This is a genomic window from Chamaesiphon sp. OTE_20_metabat_361, assembly GCF_031364565.1.
The window spans coordinates 1-2,334 of sequence record NZ_JANLWO010000682.1 but is presented as its reverse complement, the minus strand read 5'-3'; the positions used below and the strand labels follow the sequence as shown (position 1 = coordinate 2,334).

Annotated in this window: 2 protein-coding genes; both read left to right on the top strand. The window is 48.1% G+C overall.

Annotated features, from left to right (window positions below):
- Positions 1–317 precede the first annotated feature (317 nt).
- Positions 318–743: a fasciclin domain-containing protein gene (locus RMO35_RS19395; RefSeq protein ID WP_309743300.1), complete on the top strand. Its 426-nt coding sequence runs from the start codon at positions 318–320 to the stop codon at positions 741–743.
- A 329-nt stretch (positions 744–1,072) separates the two neighbouring features.
- The gene (locus RMO35_RS19390; protein ID WP_309743298.1) at positions 1,073–2,122 is read left to right on the top strand and encodes a DUF3326 domain-containing protein; all 1,050 of its coding nucleotides are present in this window, start codon (positions 1,073–1,075) and stop codon (positions 2,120–2,122) included.
- The last annotated feature ends 212 nt before the right edge of the window (positions 2,123–2,334 follow it).

Genomic DNA, 2,334 nt, shown 5'->3' with positions numbered 1-2,334 from the left:
TGAGTGTGATGTTGAATTAATGTCGGACATAGCCAAAAATTTCCTAGCGATATTATTTGGGAGTTACCGCTCGATCGTGGTACTCGACCGCGCTAAATATTATATCAACTCGCTGCTGTTATCGATCGCGATCGCCGGATTAATTCAGACAATTGCGGCGATATTTTAGACTGAAAATTTCAAGATTGACAGTGTATCTACAGCACAAACGATCGGCGAAACACTCACTCTATATCCTTTGGACGATGTATTTTCTTACTCGATCGGGGATCTTGTTTACTGTGCGCATACATATTATATTTTAAATCTAAGTAAGCATGGCTAATTTGTTAGAAACCGCTGCTAAATCTGGCGACTTTAAAATATTGCTAAAAGCAATTCAGGCAACAGAACTAGAAGATACGCTCGATAGTGAAGGTTCGTTTACGATCGTCGCACCCACGGATGCCGCTTTTGAGAAGTTGCCATCAGCAGATCGCAGTGCCTTATTTGAAAATATCCCCAAACTCAAACGCATCGTGCTGTATCACGTCGTCATGGGCAATGTCCAAGCTGAGGATTTGGCAGAGATCGATGAAGCACCGACAATGGAAGGCTCGATTCTGGCCATCAAGCGAGCGAACGGCAAGATACATATCAATGATGCCTTGGTAAATCAAACCGATATCCTCGCTGATAATGGCGTCATTCATACGATCGATACAGTATTGATGCCAGCCATCCTCGAACACGAGTACGATTGAGGGCGTTGCTGGATCGAAGTATGAAACTGCTAGTGATAAAGTTGGGAGTTGGGAGCGAAAAGTGCGGTCTTGGGGTTTCCCCAAGTAGAGCACCTTTTCAAGACAGTTGGGAGTTGGGAGGAGAGAGGAATCAGTTTGTACAGAAAAGATCCAAAGTCATACCCTAATTCAGCAACGCCCGATTGAGACAGATTGACAGTTTAGTCACCCAGTCTCCCCATCTCCCCATCTTCCATCTCCCATCTCCCATCCCAAAAGGTTGAATCGATCGAGCATTTACCCGATTATAGATAGGGCAGATCTCGACCGTTTTCAAGGTAATAATTTTTATGTCCAGCCCTTATACAGTTGCGCTGATCGTCCCTACTGGCATCGGTGCCGCAATGGGTGGGTATGCTGGGGATGCGCTGCCGATCGCCAGAGCAGTGGCGGCGAGTTGCGATCGACTGATAACCCATCCGAATGTGATGAATGGGGCACAATTGTATTGGAGTATGCCCAATGCTTTGTATGTCGAGGGTTACGCCCTCGATAAGTTTGCGGCAGGTAGCTGGGGGTTGCAACCAGTAAGGCGCAATCGAATCGGCATCGTGTTCGATCGCGGCATCTCGGAGGATTTGCGCGTTCGCCATCTCCAAGCCGCCGATGCCGCTAGAGCCACGCTAGGATTGGATTTAACCGACTATGTAGTCACGGATATGCCCTTAGAGGTAAAGCTGCGTACGGCGTCTTCTGGAGCCTCCTGGGGGACGATCGAGCAGCCAGACAGCCTGTTGCGAGCGGTGGATAAATCGATTAATGTCGCAGGTGCAGAGGCGATCGCTGTTATCGCCCGCTTTCCTGACGATCTTGGGGGGACGATCTTACACGATTATCGACATGGCACGGGGGTAGATCCCTTAGCTGGAGCGGAAGCCGTCATCAGCCACACGATCGTCCGCACTTTTAAAGTACCTTGCGCTCATGCCCCGGCGCTGTCCCCACTCCCGATCGATCCAGAGATTTCACCGCGCTCGGCGGCGGAAGAGTTGGGCTATACTTTTCTCCCCTGCGTATTAGTCGGATTGAGTCGCGCCCCCCAATTTGTAACTAAACCCCACTCAGAGCAGGGTATTTGGCACGATGAAGTCGATGCGGTAATTATCCCCGCATCTGCCTGTGGGGGTAGTGGACTAATTAGTTTTGCCAATTCGACCAAAGCTAAAATTATCACAGTGGCGGAAAATCACACGCGGATGGCTGTACCGCCTGAAGCGATCGGGATTCGAGGCATTGCGGTAAGATCGTACTTAGAAGCAATTGGTGTAATTACAATCGATCGCGCCGGGATGAGCCTCGATACTTTCTACCCCCAAATCGATCGACTCCAAGAATGTTGAATTAATTAATAATTAATTATTAATTATTAATTAGGTTTTTAGGATGGAGATTTAACCCTCCTGTTCTCGTTAATTTAACTAAAATCACCTCTTACCCCTACCCTCTACCCTCTAAAAGATGAGTAACTCGCACAATCCTGAAATCGAACCGCTATCACGGATGCAAATTTTGATCGCGATGGCGGTAACTGCGATCGTTTTATTTGGAGTGG

Excerpts from the sequence above, each read along its gene's own strand:
- RMO35_RS19390 (WP_309743298.1), top strand. The coding sequence starts at position 1,073 with ATGTCCAGCCCTTATACAGTTGCGCTGATCGTCCCTACTGGCATCGGT.
- RMO35_RS19395 (WP_309743300.1), top strand. The coding sequence starts at position 318 with ATGGCTAATTTGTTAGAAACCGCTGCTAAATCTGGCGACTTTAAAATA.